Consider the following 20,912-nt stretch of genomic DNA (forward strand, 5'->3'; position numbering starts at 1 on the left):
CTGTTGGAGGGTGTTGCACGGTGCGACGCCGAACGATTCGCTTCCTCATCAATATACGGCGCAAAAGAAAACGGGCGTTTGAAGCAGATCAAACGCCCGTCCCATGTGTCAACTGTTCAATGATCACTGTGCTCAAAACGATCCCACCCGCACTCAGCCGGGCAAGTCGTCCGAGACCTCTGAAGGGAGCGACTGCCCCGCTAACAGTGACGACCGATTCCAACCGAGCAACCCGACGCGAAAAGTGACGGGTTGGACTCGATCAGAAAAATTTTTCGCGAAAACGCATTTCTGCGTCTCGCCATGGATCACTCGGAATCCGAAGTTGGGATCAACGGACCAGCCGATCCCAAACCGCCCTTCAGGTCGCCTTCGTCCATCGGAGTCGGCATGCCCGATTCGGCAGCTTCCGCTGCAGCGGCGTTCTTCTCTTGCTCCTCGCTCCAGTCGACTCGTTTGAGCGACAGACCGATTTTGCGTTCGTCGGTATCGACGCGAAGAACTTTGACCTCGATTGGATCGCCGACCTTCACGACTTCTTCTGGATCCTCGACTTTGTGCTCGGCCAATTCGCTGATGTGCAACAAACCTTCCAAGCCGTCTTCGAGACCGATGAAGACACCGAAGTTGGTGATCTTGGTGACCTCACCCTTGACCAATTGGCCAGGCTGATACTTGTCTGGAATGTCGCCATCCCATGGGTCGTTGTCGAGTTGCTTCAGACCCAAAGCGATCCGGCGACGTTGCTCGTCGACGCTGAGGATACGGCACTCGATCTCTTGGCCCTTCTCCAGCACTTCGCTCGGGTGAGCGATCTTGCGGGTCCAAGACATGTCGCTGACGTGCAGCAGGCCGTCGATGCCTTCTTCCAACTCGATGAAGGCACCGTAGTTGGTGAGGTTGCGAACCTTGCCTTTGACGTCTTTGCCTTCGGGGTAACGCTCGAGGACTTCGTCCCATGGGTTTTTCAGCGTTTGCTTCATACCCAGCGACAGTTGCTGACCTTCGGGATCGACACCCAAGATCATGACATCGATCTTGTCGCCAATGTTGACCAATTCGCTGGGGTGATTGACGCGTTTGGTCCAGCTCATTTCGCTGATGTGAACCAGACCTTCGATGCCGGGTTCCAGCTTCACGAACGCACCGTAGCTCATCACGTTGACGACTTCGCCAGGATGCACCGATTCGACCGGGTACTTGGTCTCGATGTTTTCCCATGGGTTGCGGTCTTTTTGCTTCAGACCCAAAGCAATCTTTTGCTTTTCGCGGTCGATGTGCAGGACCTTGACTTCGATCTCTTGGTCGATCGACAGCATTTCGGTTGGGTGACCAATACGCTCCCAAGCCATGTCGGTGATGTGCAGCAAACCGTCGATGCCGCCGAGGTCGACGAATGCACCGAAGTCGGCGATGTTCTTGACAATCCCCTTGCGGATTTGGCCGACTTCCAATTCCTGCATCAAGTAAGCGCGATCTTCTTCGCGTTGACGCTCGATCAGGCTGCGGCGGCTGATGACGATGTTGCGACGGGTGTCGTCGATCTTGAGCACTTCGGCTTGGACCACACGACCGATGAAGTCGCCGATGTCGCCGGGACGACGGATGTCGACTTGCGAGCCTGGCAAGAACACGTTGACGCCGATGTCGACGAGCAAGCCGCCTTTGATTTTGCGAATGACGGTACCGGTGACCACCTGGCCCTCGGCAACCGTTTCCATCATCGCTTCCCATTCGATGATCTTCTCGGCTTTTCGCTTGGACAGCGAAATCATGCCATAAGGATCGTCGGCCGCGCCGAGCTCATCCTCCATCTCTTCGATCAGAACCTTGACCGTGTCACCGATCTTCGGCGGGTCCTCTTCGGGCCCCCACTCATCCAGCCCGACCGTGCCTTCACTTTTGAAGCCGACGTCGACGAGAGCCCATTCGTCGTTCAGTTCGACAATGCGGCCGTCAACGATTTTTCCGGAGTTGTAATCTTGCTGCTCAGCAGCAATCGCGTCGAGAAGCCACTCTTCGGCTTCGTCCTCCGGGGCGAGCAGCGCCAAATCGCCGAGGATGTCGTCGTCTTCGAGGGAGCGGATGAGGTTGCGGTTAACCATAAAAACGTTACCGATGGTGAAATCGTACCGATCGGGCTCCGGCACTGACCCGTCGATCCGTCACCTGGGTTGGTGGTGTGGATTGTGAAAAACAGCCGGAAATAGGCGGCGAAACGGACTTTTCGCGGCGCCTAGCCGAGAAGCCTACCAAAGTCGGAATTTCGTCACAATGCGTTTGTTGGTCTGGACACCCCGCCGGCGATTGTTTTACAGGCGGCAAAGCGTGAGGCGTGACACGCGAAAGCTTGCGAACACATCGACACCAACCCACCAGCAGACAATATGAACATGAACTTTTTCGATTGGCTCCGTGACGGCGTGCGTCAATCCGTGATCTTGGGCGTCAGCGACGCGGTCGAGCAAATCGGCACTCCCGAAGAAGGCTCGGAGATCAACCCTCAAGTCGCCGCCCTGCTGCAAGAGCCGACTTCGGGCAAGCGAGCCCTGCCCGCCAAACGAGGCACCCGCGCGACCGGACGCAAAGCCGCTCCGAAAAAACGCCTGGGCAAATCGCTGCAAGAGCTGAATCCACCAGCCAAGTAATCGCCCGCAGCGAAATCCACCAAGCAGTAGCGAAACTCGTCAAGAGTTTCGTCAGCCTGTCGCGAGGTAGCGAAACTAGTTGAGAGTTTCGTCCCGCCTGTCGAAAGGGTAGCGAAACTCGTCTAGAGTTTTGTCCTGCATGCTGTGACGCCGAAAGTCTTGACGACTTTCGCTACGAATTGATTTTCGTCTCCATCGCCGAAGATCATCATCGCCAACACAAGTAGAGAAACTCGTCAAGAGTTTCTGCCCTCCGCCGAATCTCACCACCCGATTCCCTCGCACTCCACCGCAAACTCACCTCTCCCTGCGCGGCTCATGATAGGATGATGCATCCGGTTCTCACCCGAGAACCTGCCCACCATCCCCCCTGCAACAACGAGTCAACGACGGATGCCGAAAGGACGGATCACGATCCAAGACATCGCGGATCAAGCGGAAGTATCCAAGAGCACTGTTTCGCGAGTCCTCAACAGCCCCGCGATTGTCCAAGCCGACAAACGCGATCGCGTTCTGGCGACGATGGCGGAACTGGGTTACCAACCCAACCAAGTCGCTCGATCGCTGGCCGGCGGCCGCTCGATGACCATCGGCATCGTGACGCAGAATATCGGCACGCCCTTCTATGATTCCGTTGTGCAAGGCGTCATGCAGGGGCTGAACGGCACCGGTTTTTCGCCGATCGTCGGCGACGCGATGCTCCAGCAGAACCTCTACCTGGATGCCGCTCGAACGCTGCTCGGCCGAAACGTGGACGGTTTGGTCCTGATCGCGGGCGACATCCCCGCCGAAATGATCGACGAGCTGAACCAGCAAAAACCGACGCTGGTTGTCGGTCGCGAAATGCCGGGTTGGGACGGAGCCAACATCGCGACGAACAACTTTCAAATTGGCGCCAACGCGACGCAAACGTTGATCGACCATGGCCACCAGAACATCGTTCACATCGCTGGCCCAAAAGACCATGTCGACGCGATCGGACGGCTGAACGGCTTTCGCCACGCGATGCAAGAAGCGGGGCTGCCGATCACCGACGACCATGTCATCTACGGCGACTTCCACGCTGACTCCGCCGCCGATGCAATCCAAACGCTTCAACACCGCGGCGTGGCGTATTCGGCCATTTTCGCGGCCAACGATTTGATGGCGGTGGGAGCTCGCTACGCTCTTTACGAACGCGGGATCGATGTTCCTGAACAAATCTCCTTGATTGGGATCGACGACCACCCGGAATCGAAGTGGATGATTCCGCCGCTGACCACGGTTCGCCAACCAGCGACCGAAATGGGTCAAGCCGCCGCGACGGCGATCATCGCGATGATTAACGACGAAAAACCGACGCTTCCGCAACTCGGCGGCGAGGTGGTGCTGCGGAAGTCGGTTCGCAGGGTTTAGGTTGTTGGGGTGTCTTCTCGGTGGGGGACCACCGAGCTACGGGTTGGTCTGGGTAATCGATGTAGGCCACGTCTCACGTGGCGCCCCGGCCGATGCTTCGACAGAAGCGAGGCGTGAACTCTTTCGACCGACGAAGACAACGGTCTCGGTGGGGGACCACCGAGCTACAGGTTGCGGCGTCTATCCAAACAACCATGTCTCCAGGTGCAGCATCCACACCAGTACCAGTAACAACAGCGTGACCAGCGAGACCGTCATGCGTGTCGCCCACTTGTGGCCGGATTCCACTCGCAACCCGCGTGCGTACAGCACGAACGACGTTCCGATCATGATCGTCAGCACATTCACGCAGACCAAAATCAACGGGCCGAACACCGGCCAGCCCTTCTCGGTCGACTCCCAGACGTTGAACGCGGCTTGCAATCCAGCCGTCGAAATGGGCGGCACCAGCGCCGCCGCGATCGCCGCTCCGGCCAGCGCCGACGACAAGTGACTTCGTGTCCTCGCATACGACGCGGCCATCCCGCCAACCAATCCAACGCAAAAGTCCAACGGAGACGGATTGCAACGTCCCCACATTTCATCTGTCACGACCGGATGGTGAACCAAACGCACCAACCAGCCAAACAAGAAACTCGAGAAGAACGCCCCGGCAAAACCAAACGCGATCGTCAATAGCGAACGCTGAAACAACGGCCGGTTGCCGTGAGCCAGCGACAAACCAGCTCCCATGATTGGCGTCATCAATGGTGCGATCAGCATCGCACCGATGATCACCGCCGCGGAATTTTGCAGCAAACCAAACGCGGCCAACATCGCCGCCGCGGAAATCAACCCGAGGAACTCTAAGTTCGGCTCGGATCCTTCCTCCAGCGATTGAGCCAACTCCAATCGAGCTTCACGCCCCATCGGCTCGGCGACGTGACTGGCCCAATAGCGAACGCCAGCGAACAAGGACTGCTGCCAACTCTCTTTCCGGCTGACCAACGCCACCGAAGCATTGCTGGCTCCCGACAACAACGCCCGAGCCACCTCATAGTGATTCTCCGTCGACGGCCGCGAACCAAACGCCACCCAAATCAAGTCCCCGGCATCACAGCGTTGGCGTTCCAATTCCAACCCACGACTCACCAATCCGCTGGTCTTCAAGCGGTCATCGTCACCAGCCTTCTCTGTCTTCTCAAATGCCGCTTCGACCCAAACATGGTCGAGTTGCAGGCCAGGCTCAACACCCAGCAAACGCCGCGAAATCCAACGAGTCGCCTTCATCGATGCATCATCCATCGAGAACACCTGACCGGCCGTTGTCGGTGGCGGACCTTTGCTGCTCAGCCAAACCGACTTCACCCCACAACGATCAAATAGTGACGCTTGAAAACGATCGTCGTCCACGTCGTCGATCATCAACAACAAACGCGAATCCCAATCCGATATCTGTCGCGTGACGGCTTCGACATCGCTGTCCACCAACGCCACCTTGCCGGGCGTACCGCCAGAAGGCCTCTCACCCCAAAGCGACTGCAGCCCTTTGCCACAATGAGCCTCCAACGTTCGATGGTCCAAACCGAGAACCAAGATGTCGGCTCGCAGTTTCATCTGCTCGGCAAACTGACGCAGCCACGGCAAGCCGTCCGCCAGTTGCTTTTGCGAACCGACCAACAGCGTCACGCTCATCGCGAGGACTCCAGTTCGCTAGCAGCGGCTTCGTCCAAGATGAAGGTCACATCCGGATGCCGCTGCAAAAACGATGCTGGCAAGTCCGGCGTCACCGGCCCGCCAACAGCCTGTTGAACTGCGTTCGCCTTGCCCGCCCCGGTTGCGATCAACACAATCCGTTTGGCGTTCATGATGCTTCCGATGCCCATCGTCACGGCTTGCCGAGGCACCTCGTCCGGTGAATCGAAGTAGCGTGAATTGGCCTCAATCGTTGCCTCCGCCAACTCAACAATTCGCGTCACGCTATCGCCCGCAGACCCAGGCTCGTTAAACCCGATGTGCCCGTTGCTGCCCAAGCCCAAAAGCTGCCAATCAATCCCGCCGGCTTCGTCAACCAAGCATTCATAAGCCTCGCAAACCCGCGATCCGCTGTGGCCCCCAGCTTCGACCGCAGCCCCGTCCGGCAAATGAGTCTTTTCCAATCGCACGTCGGTCACATCGAAGAGATGCCGACGCATGTACGCGTGATAGCTCTGCGGATGCTCGGCCGACAAACCGACGTACTCATCCAAGTTGAATGTCGTGACTTGCGATAACGACAACGCTCCCGAACAAACACGCTCGGACAGAATCGCATAAGTTCGCTCGGGTGTTCCGCCCGTTGCCAACCCCAACACGGAAACGGGATTGAGCTGAACTTGATCCGCAATTAAATCCGCCACCCGCTGTGAGGCACTTTCGTGGTCCGGCATCACTTCCAAACGAATCAAGTCCAATCTCCTTCTTGGGGCTGAACGATGAACGAGGCGATCACGCGGCAACGACCAGCATTCATGCCCACTGACTTTCGGTCTCGCTGACCGCTTCCGCCAACCACCGACGCATGTTTTCATCCTTCTGTGGCAAGGCGTCTCGCACCCACTCTGGCACGAAGACGCGAACCCGTTTGACGTGGTTGTCGAACTGGCGGTTCGCTAGCACCGAAGCCACCGGCGAGACATCCCCCAGCGTCGCGACCTCGCCGGAACGCAGAACAATGTCGATGTTAATATCGACCTCCAACTTCACCGGCGGTGCATCAATCAACACCAACTCCGGTGCAACCGTTTGGTCAATGGACTTGCTGATCCGTTTCGCCAGCGGCTCCGAACAAGCCGCCAACCACCAGTACGGCCGGCGAGCCAGCATGTGGTGCATGTCTCCGCCTGATTCCACATTGAACTCTGCCGCCCGCTTCAGCAGTCGACGTGTCGGACCAAACAGTCCGCTCACCAATTCTTGCACCGGCCCGCCGCGCCGCTCGGCAGCATCGTTCAGACGACTCACCCAAGCCGACTCGCTCAGGTCCATCCAATCGATGATCGAGATGACTTCGCTCTGCGCCTCTTTTCTGCTCAAGCTCTCGTCGACCTGCTGCAGTTCGTGAATCGCTCGCTGAAGCATCGCGGTGGCGGATCGCACCGCGTGGTGCCAATACACTTCGCTGAACATCACATAGCGTCCAAACACCATCATCTCGGCCGCCGTGCGTCCCTTTTCGTGGATCGCCAACTTTGGTCGACGCGGGTGACGAACCAGCGATGAAACAATCCGCATCGGATCAAAGTTTCGCCCGTAGGGCACGCCCGCGTGCAAGCTGTCACGTTGCAGGTAGTCGAGCTTGTCGACATCGATCGGCCCGCTCAGACAACTTGCGAAAAAGACCAGGGCTTCGGAGGCATTGGGATCGCCTGAGCTTTCGTACTTTTTCGGACAAAGGATCGCCATCACATCGTCCGCATCGCACGACCAATCCGTTTCCAATGCCTCTGCGATCGGTCCGGACCGTAACATCGCGTCGACGCGTTCCTCATGCCGCGGCAAATTCGTTTGAGCCATGTCCTCGATCGGGTGGCAAAACGGCCAATGCCCCGCATCATGGACCAACGCCGCGACCAGAAACGCCTCCACAAATCGATTTTCGCGAGCGACATCGACCTGGTCCGTGGGTGCCTCGGACAATTGCCGCAGGAACTGCAACGCCCACGCGTAGACACCGAGAGAATGCTCCAACCGGCTGTGCGTCGCACCGGGATAGACCATCGACACCAATCCGAGCTGACTGATCGACGCCAGGCGTCTCATGGGAGCCGTGTCAATCAACCGCTGGACACGATCCGTGACCGGCACATCCATCGCCGGAGGAATCCGCAACCGCGAAATCGCCCGATCCGCCGATTGAAGCTCAGGAATCCCCATCCCCCAACCGCTCAAACCAACGTCCCGAGTCGCTCGGCACCCGCCGTTGCCATGGTTCCCGCCGTTGCCCAAGTCCCCGCCGCCCAGCTTCCCGCCGGACGAACCGAAAGATTGCCGCCCCGTCGCCATTCGCTCCACGAAAGCAACGTCTTACCACCTTCGTTCGAATCAATCTCACGCCCCGACAAAGCCGACTCCATCGACCGCACGTCCCACCGCCAAACAAAGTCCTCCTCGAACTCTTCCTCTTCCCAATCTGGATCGAGTTCTCTCCGCTGCCCAGGCTTGCCGGCCAAAGTCACGCCAGCCACCAACGCCAACAAAATCACGACGACGAAGTACATGCCTGAATGAGCCAGCCCGTTGATGAACTCCAGTTCGAAGGTGCCGACGGAGGCGAGGGCCCCAAGAACCAGCATCACGCAGAAAACGATCCCCAGCGTCGTCCATGTCATCTCATTCGCATGATCCAGCTCCAGCACATACGCCGGCACGAAGGCGTAGACCAACCAAATCACGGCGAAGATGGCCGAGCAAATCAGGACTCGATTGCGAAGTTCCACCCCCGCGTAGGGTTCCAGTTCCGCATCGTGCACGAATCCGTAACCGGTCCGGACAATCGGTGGTGCGAGCAGCAGAATGCCCAGAATTTGAGCCCATAGTGGTGCTCCGCCCATGGCAAATCGGAACCCCAGGGCGAGAAACAGCATCCCAAACACCACGCCGATGGCAATGTAGAGATGCGTTCGGGTGAAATCGGTGTCCGTGCGGGTCAGCGGCTTCAGAACGCTTTGACCCTTGGAATCCTTCGGGCCGTCGTCCTCGGGCGCGTGGATCGTGACCGCTTCGGAGGCATCCGGGACCTTGATCGTTTTCTTGCAGGCCGGGCACGGGCCCGATTTTCCCGCGAATTTGTCGCTGACCTGGAACCGTTTCAGACAGTTGGGGCAAGTGACTTGAATCGGCATGGGGGGCGGCGAACCAGACGTTGAAGAGCGAGAAAAGAAGCTTGCACGAACCCGGGTTTCCAGCCTTCATGACGGAAAGTTGGGTTGTGCGGAGAGCTTAACAGAAAATGAATCCGTTTACGCCAGCACTGATGACTTCCTCGATTCACAATTCGATGCTCTGATTAATCTCTCGATTAACCACGGGCTCCCCCGTCCCAGCTCGCGTCCGCGTGCTAAGGAATGGGTGAGTCTTCTTCCTCTGTTCGCGTTTGCAATCCAACGCCCCTGGACATCTCGTCCGGTGGTTGGGTTGCTAGCTGCCAGAGGAGGTGCGAAACGGCTTTCTGAAGCTAAAATGAGCTTGAGGAAACTACGTTTCCGTTCGTGCAATGATTGCAGTCATCCCAGGCCGCAAGCAGAGCAACGAGTTTGAACCGATCCGAATCATCCAGTCGTGAAAAGTCCGGTTAGGCGACGAATTCACACTGGCTGAACTTTCCGGCCCGCCGGTGGTGACAATGAAACAAGTGTCACCCACGTGGACGAAGTCCGCGCAAATCTGCTTCCCGTCGCCGAATTCACCAAGGATTTGGTCCCCACCAATCCCCCCGTAGCTGAATTCGTCAAGAATACGGGCCTCACCAATCCCCCCGTAGCTGAATTCGTCAAGAATACGGGCCTCACCACTCCCCTCGTAGCCGAATTCGTCAAGAATTCGGTACCGCACCGAAGCCCCCGCCTTTGGCCCTGATTCCCTGCGGCCCTTTCAACTTCCCCCAAAATGCCCCAAAAGATCTTCGTCGCCGGACATCGCGGAATGGTCGGATCGGCCATCCTCCGCCGGTTCGCTGAGCGAGACGACTTGCAAGTGATCATGCGGACTCGGTCCGAACTAGATCTCTGCAACCAAGCTGCCGTGGGCGGATTTTTCAAGGCAGAACAACCCGACGCAGTCATTTTCGCCGCGGCCAAAGTCGGTGGCATCCACGCCAACGCGACTTACCCCGCCAACTTCGCCTACGACAACGTCATGATGGCGGCCAACGCGATCCACGCGGCTTACGAAAGTGGCGTGCAGCGATTCCTTTTCTTGGGCAGCACCTGCATCTACCCACGGATGGCACCGCAACCGATCGAAGAAGACTCCCTTCTCACCAGCCCGCTGGAGCAGACCAACGAAGCCTACGCCCTGGCCAAAATCATGGGGCTGAAGCTGTGCCAGTACTACCGCCAGCAACACGGCGTTCTGTTCCACAGCGCCATGCCAACCAACTTGTACGGCCCCGGCGACAACTACCACCCGGATAACTCGCATGTGATCCCAGGTCTGATTCGTCGCTTCGACGCCGCCGCGCGAGAAAACGCTGAATCCGTCACCGTATGGGGCAGCGGCAAACCGCGCCGCGAGTTCCTGCACGTGGATGATCTCGCCGCCGCCGTTGACCACTTGCTTCAGCTTTCGGATCCACCGGACTGGGTGAACGTCGGCACCGGAGTCGACCTGACCATCGCCGAATTGGCTCAGAAGATCGCACAAGCCACCGGATTTGAAGGCGAAATTGTCCAAGACGCCAGCAAGCCCGATGGCACCCCGGTTAAATGCACCGACATCTCAAGAATCCGAGGAACCGGTTGGCAACCCACGATCCAACTCGACGACGGCCTCACCCAAACCGTCGCCGACTACCGCGAACGATCCCAATCCGGAGCCGTCCGTTCGGTCTAGCCTGCCCCGTAGCCGAATTCGCCAGAATTCGGAATCTGCACAAACCTGTTACACCCCACCGCGTCACGGATTGTCGACTTTGCCGTAGGTTGGCCACTCTTGGCCGACCTCCAAGCCCGACGGGCAAGAGTGCCCATCCTACGTGCATCGAACCCACACTGGCAATAATTGAACGACGCCCAACAAGTCGTCCCTCATTTACAATCCGCCGCGTAAGCCCCGCATTACCTCTGATCCCGTAGCCGAATTCGTCAAGAATTCGGGCCCCTGAACCTGTGGCCCTGACTCCCTGAGCCCCTTTCACCCAACACCCCATGTCCAAAACAGCACTGATCACCGGCATCACTGGCCAAGACGGCTCCTACCTCACCGACTTGTTGTTGGAAAAGGGCTATCAAGTCCACGGGATCGTTCGCCGCAGCAGCACGTTCAACACCGACCGGATTGATCACGTCTACCAAGACCCCCACGAGTCCACCAATCTGCACCTGCACTATGGTGACCTGACCGATGGCCAGAACATGACCAACTTGGTCTTGGACATCCAGCCAGACGAAATCTACAACCTCGGTGCACAATCTCACGTTCGCGTTTCTTTTGACTCGCCCGTCTACACGGTCCAAACCGTTGGCCTCGGTTCGCTGAACGTGCTCGAAGCCGCGCGTCAACTGAACAAACAAAAACCGACTCGCGTCTACCAAGCCAGCAGCAGTGAAATGTTCGGCGATGTGATTGAGACCCCGCAAACCGAAACGACACCGTTTCAACCACAAAGTCCTTATGCCTGTGCCAAGGTGTATGCCTTTCACCAAACGGTGAACTACCGGCACGCTTATGACTTGTTCGCCAGCAACGGCATCCTATTCAACCACGAATCACCACGCCGTGGCGAAACCTTCGTGACTCGCAAGATCACGCGTGCCGCCACACGCATCAAGCTCGGACTACAAGACAAACTGTATCTCGGAAACCTCGATGCCAAACGTGACTGGGGCTATGCCAAGGACTACGTCGAAGGCATGTGGCGAATTCTTCAGCACAGCGAACCAGACGACTTCGTGCTGGCCACCGGCGAGACACAAACTATTCGTCAGTTCCTCGACTACACGTTCGAAGCCCTCGAACTCGATTGGAACGACTACGTCGAGATCGACCCACGGTATTTCCGTCCAACGGAAGTCGACTTACTTCTCGGCGACTACTCCAAAGCCAAAGCCAAACTGGGCTGGGAACCAGCCACGAGTTGCAAACAACTCGCCGAACTGATGGTCGAGCACGACCTCGAACTCGCCAAAAACGAGTTCGCCCAAAAGTCGCTCTCATAACAATTCCTTAATGTAGCCGGATTCGTCAAGAATCCGGACGTCCAAAAACGCCTACATCTCGCCCCACCGAGCCAGCGCATCCCACCTCGTAGTCGAATTCGCCAGCCCGGAACGTTCCCCCATTCGTAGCTGGATTCGTCAAGAATCCGGATCCATAACAACGCTCGAAACAAGACTCCCCCGACGCAACTAACCCAATCGAGCGAATTCCCGCTCCGCCGCAGCATTCATCGCCGGATGTGCGTCGCAGACCCTCCTAAATTCCGCCTACTAACAGACCTTTCGGCTGCCCGCGGCAAGCCCAGAGCCAACCCCACTTTTCTGTCCGCATAAAAACACTCTTCTCTTCATGCCAACAGACTTCCTTTCAAGGATTCAAGATCAGAGCGCCACGGTCGGTGTTGTCGGACTCGGATACGTCGGCCTCCCACTGGCGCTCGCCTATGCCGCCGGAGGATTCAAAACCGTCGGTTTTGACATCGACGACAAAAAAACCACCGCAATCAACGCGGGCAACAGCTATATAAAACACATCGACGCCGCGTCGATCGCATCGGCCGTTCATTCAGGAAAACTCGCCGCCACGACCGACTTCAGCCAACTCCGAGAAGTCGACGCCATCATCCTTTGCGTCCCAACGCCGCTCGACGAACACTTCGAACCCGACCTGTCTTACGTCGTCGGCACCATCGAATCGATCCTCCCGCACCTCCGCTCAGGGCAAACCATCAGCCTCGAAAGCACCACCTACCCCGGCACCACCAACGAAGAACTCGTCAGCCGCATTGAAGCCGCGGGGCACACCGTTGGATCCGACATTCACGTCGTCTACTCGCCCGAACGAGAAGATCCCGGCAACCCTGAGTTCGCAGCGACCAACATCCCGAAAGTCGTCGGTGGTCACACGCCCGCCTGTTTAGAAGCCGGCAAAGCACTTTACGGCAGCGTCTTCGACCAAGTCGTCCCCGTCAGCAGCACACAAGTTGCCGAGCTGACCAAACTGCTCGAAAACATCTACCGCAGCGTCAACATCGGCTTGGTGAACGAACTCAAGCTGGTCGCGGACCAGATGAACATTGACATCTGGGAAGTTATCCAAGCCGCCAGCACCAAACCTTTTGGATTCAAAGCGTTCTACCCCGGCCCTGGACTGGGCGGTCACTGCATCCCGATCGACCCGTTCTACCTGACCTGGAAAGCACGCGAGTATGGCGTCCATACCCGGTTCATCGAGCTGGCCGGCGAAATCAATCGAGCCATGCCCACGCACATCGTCCGTCGATGTGCGGACGCCCTCAACCAACACAAAAAGCCACTCAACGGCAGCAAAATTCTTCTCATCGGCTTGGCCTACAAACCCAACGTCGACGACGATCGAGAATCACCCTCGTACGAACTATTGGACCGACTGACCGACCAAGGTGCCGAGGTCGACTACCACGATCCTTATGTTCCCGTCATTCGCCCATCGCGTGAGCATTCCCACTGGGCCGGTAAACCCAGCGTCGAGTGGAACCAAGCCACCATCGAAACTTATGACCTCGTGCTCATTTCCACCTGGCACGACAGCCTCAACATAGAAGAACTGGCAACTTGGTCTCAACAAATTGTCGACACCAGAAACGCCTCCGCCACCTTGCCGCCAGAACTCAAAACCAAAGTCCTCAAGGCCTGACCAAATGTAGAACAGTTGTCCCCAACTGTCCCCCCAAACCCGTAGCCGAATTCGTCAAGAATTCGGAAGCACCTGAACCAACAAAGCCAAGTCACAACCTGTCCGCAAAACGTAGGTTGGCCACTCTTGGCCGACCTCCAAGTCCCGACGGGCAAGAGTGCCCATCCTACAAATGGTCAAACACCGCTGACGACAATCCCGACCCGCAATCCCGCACCTCCAGAGTAGAACAGTTGTCCCCAACTGTTCCCCAAACCCGTCGCCAATCTCACCCAGAATTCCGCCCCCTCAATCGAATCCATCCAGCATTCCCTCGCGACTCCCATTACTGAGTCCCTGTGGCCCTGCCCCCCTTTCCCCTCCCCATGCCCACCGCCCTTCTCACCGGCATCACCGGCCAAGATGGCTCGTACCTCACCGAGCAACTGCTCGAAAAAGGCTACACCGTTCACGGGCTCGTCCGTCGGACCAGCAACACCGTCCGCTCGCGTCTCGACCCGTTGTTCCACAACAAAGACGTCTACAACAAACGGCTCTTCCTTCACTACGCGGACCTCGACGACACCACCACGATCCGACGAGTCCTCATCAAGACACAACCCGACGAGCTGTATCACCTCGCCGGCCAAAGCCACGTCGGCGCCAGCTTCGAGATCCCCGAGTCGACTTGCCAATTCACAGGAATGGGCACTCTGAAGATTCTCGAGATCTTGCGTGACCTCGAAAAGCAACCTCGGTTCCTACACATCAGCAGCAGCGAAATCTTCGGCCGCCCCGACGAATCACCACAAAACGAATGCACCCCCATGCGACCGGTCACGCCCTACGGCGTCGCCAAAACCTTCGCCACACAAATGGTGCAGCTCTACCGGGAATCGTTCGGTTTGTTCGCCTGCAATGCCATCTGCTTCAACCACGAATCACCTCGACGCGGTGAATCGTTCGTCACCCGCAAAATCACCAAAGCCGCTGCGGGAATCTCTTTGGGTCTTCAAGACGAAATCGTCCTCGGATCGCTCGACGCCAAAAGAGACTGGGGAAGTGCGCCCGAATACACCGCCGCCATGCACTTGATGCTCCAGCAAGACACCCCGGACGACTACGTCCTGGCCACCGGCCAGCCGCACAGCATCGAAGATTTCCTCGAAGCCGCCTTTCAAAGCGTTCGCCTCGACTACCGGGACTACCTCCGCCAAGACCCCAAGTACATGCGTCCCGCCGAGGTCACCCGCCTCGTCGGCGACTCCACCCACGCCCAAAACCAACTCGGCTGGTCGCCAACAACCACCGCCCTCGACCTCGCCCAACAGATGACCACTGCCGACGTTGCATCGCTCAAGCGAGTGGCTTCTAGCAACTAGCCAGTTCCGTAGCCGGATTCGCCAAGAATTCGGGACTCTCCGTCATCCGTAGCTGGATTCGTCAAGAATCCGGAAGCACCTGAACCAACGTCGCCAAGTCACGCCTTGCGAAAATCACCGTAGGTTGGCCACTCTTGACCGACATACACGACCTGACGGGCAAGAGTGCCCATCCTACAGACGTTCGAACATCGCTAACGACCACCCGGCCAGCACGGATCTACTAGCCCTAATCGCTGAAGCGATTGGCTTCTAGCAACTAGCAACTAGCTTCATCACCCCGTAGCTGGATTCGTTAAGAATCCGGATCTCACACACCCTAGACACCCCACTCCGCAGCGTCAGCAAACCCCACGTGTATCCGGATTCGCCAGAATCCGGACCACCACCCGCCGCCATCAACACCTCCGCCGCTCCTCACTACTCCCCTGATTCCCCGTGACGCTTTCAACTCCCCGCCGCCTTCTCATCACCGGCGGCGCCGGCTTCATCGGCAGCAACCTCGTTCGCATGGCTCTCGCCGACGGCCACCAGGTCCTCAACGTCGACGCCCTCACTTACGCCGGCAACCTCGCATCGCTCTCTGACGTCGAATCCAATCCCAACTACCGCTTCGCCCAAGTCGACATCACCGACGCGACCGCTGTCGACCACACCATTGCCGACTATAAACCCGATGCCATCATGCACCTGGCTGCCGAGAGCCACGTCGATCGCAGCATCGACGGCCCCGGTCAGTTCATCCAAACCAACGTCATCGGCACGTTCAACCTGCTGCAGTCCAGCCTCAAACACTACCGCTCACTCGAGGGCGATGCCAAAGACCGGTTCCGTTTCCTGCACGTCTCCACCGACGAAGTCTACGGCAGCCTCGGCGACAAAGGGCTGTTCACCGAAACCACACCCTACGATCCCCACTCGCCGTACTCTGCCAGCAAAGCCTCCTCCGACCACCTCGCACGAGCCTGGCGAGACACCTACGGGTTGCCCGTCATGGTCACCAACTGCAGCAACAACTACGGGCCCTACCAATTCCCCGAGAAGCTCATCCCAGTTGTCATCCTCAAATGCCTCCGCGGCGAGCCCATTCCCGTCTACGGCAAAGGCGAAAACATCCGCGACTGGCTCTACGTCGAAGACCATTGCCGAGCCTTGCTGACGGTCATTGAAAAAGGCACCCCCGGCGAGACCTACAACATCGGCGGCAACAACGAACAGAGAAACATCGATCTCGTCCACCTCCTATGTCAAATCATGGACGAGCTTTGCCCAAGGGAAAAGAGCAGCGATTCACGAGCTACGAGCAGCGAGAAAGAAAACGACTCGCAACTCGCCACTCGCCACTCGCAACTCATCACCTTCGTCACCGACCGCCCCGGCCACGACCTCCGTTACGCCATCGACGCGTCAAAAATCGAACACGAACTCGGTTGGGAACCCTCCGAAAACTTTGAATCCGGCTTCCGCAAAACCGTCCAGTGGTACCTCGACAACCAACCCTGGTGGCAAAACATCCTCTCCGGCGACTACCAACTCGATCGCCTAGGAACGTCCTAGCTCCTAGCTCCTAGCTCCTAGCCCTCAGCCCTCAGCCCTCAGCCCTCATGATTCTCCTCCTCGGCGGTACCGGATACGTCGGCAATGCTTTTCAGCAATTGCTGACGCGAAACGATCTGCCCTACCGGTCAGTCTCTCGGTCAGAGTGCAATTACGCTGACGCGAAAGCCCTGGCACGCTTGATCGACGAAACCAAACCGCACTTCCTAATCAACGCGGCCGGCTACACCGGCAAACCCAACGTCGACGCTTGCGAAGTCCACAAGGCGGACTGCCTCGACGGCAACGCCATCTTGCCGGGCACGATTCGAAAGGCTTGCGAAGATGCCAACTTACCTTGGGGACATGTCTCATCCGGTTGCATCTACACGGGCCGTCGGCACGATGGCGCTGGCTTCACGGAAGACGACACGCCCAACTTCAGCTTCCGCACCAACAACTGCAGTTGGTACTCAGGCTGCAAAGCCCTCGGAGAAGAGATTCTTGCCGATTCGCGGCAAACCTATATCTGGCGACTGCGGATCCCTTTCGATCATCGCGACTCCCCCCGCAACTACCTGTCCAAGCTGGTTCGCTACGAACGTCTGCTGCAAGCCGAGAACTCCATCTCACACCTGGGCGATTTCGTGAAGGCTTGCTTGTCCTGCTGGCAGCAACGCGTCCCGTTCGGAACCTACAACGTCACCAACACCGGACATGTCACAACAAAGCAAGTCACAGAGCTGATTCAGAAACACCTGCTACCGGAAAAGAGCTACGACTTCTTCGCGAGCGAATCCGAATTCATGCAACTCGCGGCCAAAACCCCGCGGTCCAACTGTGTCATGGACAACAGCAAACTGATCGCCGCCGGTGTCCCAATGCGAGACGTCGAAGACGCAATCACCCAATCGCTGGAAGAGTGGCGGGTTGCGAGCAACGAGTAGCGAGCACAGAGAAACCAGACTGAACCAACCCCAATCACGACTCCACTCGCCTGAAACTCCCCTCGCCCCGCTTCGGGGAGAGGGGGCGGGGGAGAGGGGACCAGGGAATCCACCAGCCACCAGCTACCAGCCACTCGAAAATGCCTTTCGCCACTTCCAACCAACAACCAACCGCAATTTCATCGCGAAAAGGCATCATCCTTGCCGGCGGCTCTGGAACCCGTCTTCACCCAATCACACGCGCCGTCAGCAAGCAACTGCTGCCGATTTACGACAAACCGATGGTCTACTACCCGCTCAGCACATTGATGCTGGCCGGGATCCACGACATCCTGCTGATCTCCACCCCGCACGACCTGCCGCAATTCGAACGACTACTTGGTGACGGGACCCAATGGGGAATCAACCTGACTTACGCCGAACAGCCGAAACCTGAGGGCCTCGCTCAAGCCTTCATTATCGGTGCCGAATTTGTTGGCAATGATCCCGTCGCCTTGGTCCTCGGTGACAACATTTTCTACGGCCAAGGCTTCCGCAAAACGCTCGAAAACGCAACGAGTAAGCCCAGCGGCGCGACGGTGTTCGGCTACCAAGTCACCGATCCGGAGCGTTACGGCGTGGTCGCCTTTGATGAGAACGGCACCGTCACAAGCATCGAGGAAAAGCCGGCGAAGCCGCAATCCAACTACGCGGTCCCCGGGCTGTACTTCTACGACAATGATGTCATTGAGATCGCCGCCAACCTAAAACCTTCCGCTCGTGGTGAACTGGAAATCACTTCGGTCAACGAACACTATCTCCAACGCGGCGACCTCTCCGTCGAACTCTTCTCTCGTGGTTTCGCTTGGCTCGACACAGGCACGAAAGACAGCCTGCTGGACGCATGCAACTTCGTCGCCGCGGTCGAAAAACGCCAAGGTCTGAAGATCGCGTGTCTCGAAGAAATCGCGTACGAACAAGAATTCATTGACCGCTCGCGCCTCATCGATCTCGCTGAATCCTACAACAACGACTACGGCGACTATTTGCGAAGAGTCGCAAACGGTAGCAACTAGCAACTAGCAACTAGCAACTAGCAACTAGCAACTAGCAACTAGCAACTAGCAACTAGCAACTAGCAACTAGCAACTAGCAACTAGCAACTAGCAACTAGCCTCTCGCCTCTCGCCTCTCGCCTCTCGCCTCTCGCCTCTCGCCTCTCGCCTCTCGCCTCTCGCCTCTCGATGCTTTTCTCCCAAATCACGTCCGACCTGCGACAATCCCCCAAGACTTGGCTCGTCACCGGCGTCGCCGGGTTCATCGGATCCAATTTGTTGGAAACGCTGCTCAAGCTCGACCAAAACGTGATCGGGTTAGACAACTTCGCCACCGGGCACCGGCACAACCTGGACCAAGTCCAACAACTGGTCTCGTCTGACCAATGGACGCGATTCCGATTCATGGAAGGCGACATCCGAGAACTGGGTGATTGCCAAACGGCCGTCGCCGGCGTCGATCACGTGCTGCATCAAGCCGCGTTGGGCTCAGTACCACGATCGATCAACGATCCGATCACCAGCAATGACACCAACGTCAGCGGCTTCCTCAACATGCTGACGGCGGCGCGAGATGCGGGCGTTACCAGTTTCACCTACGCCGCCTCCAGCTCCACCTACGGCGACCACGAAGCACTGCCCAAACAAGAAGACATCATCGGCAATCCCTTGTCTCCTTACGCGGTGACCAAGTATGTGAACGAGCTGTACGCCGACGTCTTTGCTCGTTGTTACGACTTCCACGCGATCGGTTTACGATATTTCAACGTTTTCGGCCCACGCCAGGATCCAAATGGAGCCTACGCGGCGGTCATCCCCAAATGGATCGACGCGGTGCTGGGCGGGCGAGACATCACTATCAACGGCGATGGCGAGACCAGCCGAGATTTCTGCTACGTCGACAATGCCGTGCAAGCGAACGTTCTCGCAGCCACGTCCGAGGCCTCAGCCCGCAATGCCGTGTACAACGTTGCCAAAGGCGACCGCACAACGCTGAACCAACTGGCCCGCCGCATCATCGAAGAGCTGAAAACACTCGGACACGATGTCACCACCACCATCTCCCACGGTGAATTCCGTCCCGGCGACGTCCGCCACAGCCAAGCCGACATCAGCAAAATTACCGGAGCACTTGGCTACGCTCCTCAGCACGACGTGAATCAAGGCCTAGAAATCACATGTCGCTGGTTTGCCCAACAATTTGTTGACGCAAGCTAATATCCACGCAGGCGAGTCTTCGTCACACAAATTCGCAGGACGAAGAGACAACTGATAAACTGCGAATCCAGACCGTTGCCGCATCACCCGTCCGCTCCGATGGTCTGCTCGCAACTCGTCTTTCGCCGTTCCTTTCACATGACCAACACGCTTCATCTAACGCTAAGTGAATACGATACGATGGTCAGGCTTGGGGCCTTTGATCACGTTGACCGAAAGGTCGAGCTGATTCGTGGAGAACTCGTCGAGATGAATCCGGCCGGTCCGCTGCATGATTACTTGATAACCTACTTGAACAACTGGTCGGTGCGTCATACCGATCCATCTCAAACACTCGTCACATCACAAACCGGCTTGGATTTGCCTGAGCAAACCAGTCGCCCTGAACCGGATCTGATGTGGCTCCGCAATGCCAGCTACCGTGCTAGTCATCCAAACGCTAGGGACGTGCAATTGGCGATGGAGGTTGCGTACACCAGTCTCGGGTATGACCTGGAGAATAAACGCATCCTTTACGCAACAGCCGGGATCATCGAATACTGGATTGTCGATGCCATGGCGAAGTGCATCCATGTGTTCCGAGATTCGGACGGGGGCGACTACCAAACTCGATTTGTTGTGACCTCCCGAGATGAATCGCTCAGCCCACTCATCGCCCTCGACGCCAAGCTCAACCTGCAAGACCTTTTCGAAGGCAACTAGCAACTAGCAACTAGCAACTAGCCTCTCGCAAACATTGATTCACCCAACTTCCGACTGCCAATCGAAGAGAATCGGTCACGGCACCCGAATCTGGCAGTTCACCGTTGTTTTGCATGACGCAAAGATCGGACGTGACTGCAACATTTGCTCTCACTGTTTCATCGAAAATAATGTAGTGATTGGGGACCGTGTTACAGTGAAATGCGGCGTCCAATTATGGGACGGCCTGCGGGTGGAAGATGACGTTTTCATCGGTCCCAACGTGACATTCACCAACGACAAGCACCCAATGAGCCGTTCCGCTGAATGGATGTGCTTGCAAACGCTCGTGGAATCAGGAGCGTCGATTGGTGCAAATGCGACAATCCTTCCAGGAATCACGATTGGGAAAGACGCAGTGGTGGGCGCCGGAAGTGTGGTAACGAAAGATGTTCCTTCGGGGGCAACCGTCGTCGGTAACCCAGCCCGCCCAATACGGTCCATAAACAGCGAAGCTTAGCG

Annotated in this window: 17 protein-coding genes; 12 read left to right on the plus strand and 5 right to left on the minus strand. The window is 57.5% G+C overall.

What is annotated here, in order from left to right; all coding sequences use genetic code 11:
• Positions 1 to 308: 308 nt before the first annotated feature.
• Entirely contained in the window at positions 309 to 2,105 is a 1,797-nt protein-coding gene (locus tag LOC70_RS11780; RefSeq protein ID WP_230253775.1) for a 30S ribosomal protein S1, read from the minus strand.
• A 288-nt stretch (positions 2,106 to 2,393) separates the two neighbouring features.
• On the opposite strand from LOC70_RS11780, the gene LOC70_RS11785 reads away from it, so the two are divergent.
• Both LOC70_RS11785 and LOC70_RS11790 read left to right on the plus strand, forming a co-directional pair.
• The gene (locus LOC70_RS11785; protein ID WP_230253776.1) at positions 2,394 to 2,648 is read left to right on the plus strand and encodes a hypothetical protein; all 255 of its coding nucleotides are present in this window, start codon (positions 2,394 to 2,396) and stop codon (positions 2,646 to 2,648) included.
• A gap of 393 nt (positions 2,649 to 3,041) precedes the next feature.
• A complete protein-coding gene (locus tag LOC70_RS11790; RefSeq protein WP_230253777.1) occupies positions 3,042 to 4,043 on the plus strand; it encodes a LacI family DNA-binding transcriptional regulator in 1,002 nt (333 codons plus the stop codon).
• 180 nt (positions 4,044 to 4,223) lie between these two features.
• On the opposite strand, the gene LOC70_RS11795 is transcribed toward LOC70_RS11790, so the two are convergent.
• From LOC70_RS11795 to LOC70_RS11810, 4 genes are all read right to left on the minus strand, one after another.
• Positions 4,224 to 5,717, minus strand: a complete 1,494-nt coding sequence (locus tag LOC70_RS11795) for a DUF389 domain-containing protein (protein WP_230253778.1) — start codon at positions 5,715 to 5,717, stop codon at positions 4,224 to 4,226.
• On the minus strand, positions 5,714 to 6,451 hold the full coding sequence (gene nagB, locus LOC70_RS11800) for a glucosamine-6-phosphate deaminase (protein ID WP_315857250.1): 738 nt from the start codon (positions 6,449 to 6,451) through the stop codon (positions 5,714 to 5,716). Before nagB ends, LOC70_RS11795 begins: the two co-directional genes overlap by 4 nt.
• 79 nt (positions 6,452 to 6,530) lie before the next feature.
• Positions 6,531 to 7,937, minus strand: coding sequence for an HD domain-containing protein (locus LOC70_RS11805; protein ID WP_230253780.1), 1,407 nt, complete (start codon positions 7,935 to 7,937; stop codon positions 6,531 to 6,533).
• A gap of 11 nt (positions 7,938 to 7,948) precedes the next feature.
• The gene (locus tag LOC70_RS11810; protein WP_230253781.1) at positions 7,949 to 8,905 is read right to left on the minus strand and encodes a hypothetical protein; all 957 of its coding nucleotides are present in this window, start codon (positions 8,903 to 8,905) and stop codon (positions 7,949 to 7,951) included.
• Between the two features lie 763 nt (positions 8,906 to 9,668).
• Between LOC70_RS11810 and LOC70_RS11815 the strand changes: the two genes are divergently transcribed.
• The 10 genes from LOC70_RS11815 to LOC70_RS24625 all read left to right on the plus strand — a co-directional run bounded on the left by LOC70_RS11815 (position 9,669) and on the right by LOC70_RS24625 (position 20,910).
• Complete coding sequence (locus LOC70_RS11815; protein WP_230253782.1) at positions 9,669 to 10,613, plus strand: GDP-L-fucose synthase family protein; 945 nt, start codon at positions 9,669 to 9,671, stop codon at positions 10,611 to 10,613.
• Between the two features lie 314 nt (positions 10,614 to 10,927).
• Positions 10,928 to 11,938 carry a GDP-mannose 4,6-dehydratase gene (gene gmd / locus LOC70_RS11820; RefSeq protein WP_230253783.1) on the plus strand — a complete coding sequence of 337 codons (1,011 nt, stop codon included), beginning with the start codon at positions 10,928 to 10,930 and terminating at the stop codon, positions 11,936 to 11,938.
• A gap of 349 nt (positions 11,939 to 12,287) precedes the next feature.
• Entirely contained in the window at positions 12,288 to 13,613 is a 1,326-nt protein-coding gene (locus LOC70_RS11825) for a nucleotide sugar dehydrogenase (RefSeq protein ID WP_230253784.1), read from the plus strand.
• A 365-nt stretch (positions 13,614 to 13,978) separates the two neighbouring features.
• Complete coding sequence (locus LOC70_RS11830) at positions 13,979 to 14,974, plus strand: GDP-mannose 4,6-dehydratase (RefSeq protein ID WP_230253785.1); 996 nt, start codon at positions 13,979 to 13,981, stop codon at positions 14,972 to 14,974.
• Between the two features lie 510 nt (positions 14,975 to 15,484).
• Entirely contained in the window at positions 15,485 to 16,531 is a 1,047-nt protein-coding gene (gene rfbB / locus LOC70_RS11835) for a dTDP-glucose 4,6-dehydratase (RefSeq protein WP_230253801.1), read from the plus strand.
• Positions 16,532 to 16,578: 47 nt separating this feature from the next.
• Positions 16,579 to 17,457 (plus strand): SDR family oxidoreductase, encoded by an 879-nt coding sequence (locus tag LOC70_RS11840; protein WP_230253786.1) that lies wholly within the window; start codon positions 16,579 to 16,581, stop codon positions 17,455 to 17,457.
• 140 nt (positions 17,458 to 17,597) lie between these two features.
• Positions 17,598 to 18,512, plus strand: coding sequence for a glucose-1-phosphate thymidylyltransferase RfbA (rfbA, locus tag LOC70_RS11845; RefSeq protein ID WP_230253787.1), 915 nt, complete (start codon positions 17,598 to 17,600; stop codon positions 18,510 to 18,512).
• Between the two features lie 168 nt (positions 18,513 to 18,680).
• Positions 18,681 to 19,709 carry an SDR family oxidoreductase gene (locus LOC70_RS11850; RefSeq protein ID WP_230253788.1) on the plus strand — a complete coding sequence of 343 codons (1,029 nt, stop codon included), beginning with the start codon at positions 18,681 to 18,683 and terminating at the stop codon, positions 19,707 to 19,709.
• Positions 19,710 to 19,847: 138 nt separating this feature from the next.
• Positions 19,848 to 20,411 (plus strand): Uma2 family endonuclease, encoded by a 564-nt coding sequence (locus LOC70_RS11855; protein WP_230253789.1) that lies wholly within the window; start codon positions 19,848 to 19,850, stop codon positions 20,409 to 20,411.
• A 34-nt stretch (positions 20,412 to 20,445) separates the two neighbouring features.
• Positions 20,446 to 20,910 (plus strand): acyltransferase, encoded by a 465-nt coding sequence (locus LOC70_RS24625; RefSeq protein ID WP_390889033.1) that lies wholly within the window; start codon positions 20,446 to 20,448, stop codon positions 20,908 to 20,910.
• The last annotated feature ends 2 nt before the right edge of the window (positions 20,911 to 20,912 follow it).

Origin of the sequence: Rhodopirellula halodulae (assembly GCF_020966775.1) — a bacterium.
GTDB classification, from domain to species: domain Bacteria; phylum Planctomycetota; class Planctomycetia; order Pirellulales; family Pirellulaceae; genus Rhodopirellula; species Rhodopirellula halodulae.